Genomic DNA, 258 nt, shown 5'->3' on the forward strand with positions numbered 1-258 from the left:
GGTGACATCCCGACCAGTCGCGCTAAGGTTGCTCAGCAACACATCCAGCACCTCATCTAGTTCGACTTTGTTATCGGTCGTCGTCTGCACCGTCACGGTTTGAGTTGTTGTGGTTTCCGCAGCGAAATTGACGGGGTCAGCCACCAACGCCGTGTAGTCGGAGTCAGCGAGGGTGGCGGTTCCGTCTTGCGTATCAGCATCGAGGGTGACGGCGACATCGACGGGATTGGTGATCGTCACATCGAAGGACAAGATTCC

At 56.6% G+C, this 258-nt stretch carries 1 protein-coding gene; it reads right to left on the reverse strand.

Going from position 1 to position 258, the window contains the following annotated elements; all coding sequences use genetic code 11:
- Positions 1-258, reverse strand: a 258-nt coding sequence (locus G6R38_RS27765) for a Calx-beta domain-containing protein (protein WP_206028774.1), incomplete at both ends; no start/stop codon positions are given.

Origin of the sequence: Thalassoroseus pseudoceratinae, assembly GCF_011634775.1 — a bacterium.
In the GTDB taxonomy this organism is placed as follows: Bacteria; Planctomycetota; Planctomycetia; order Planctomycetales; family Planctomycetaceae; genus Thalassoroseus; species Thalassoroseus pseudoceratinae.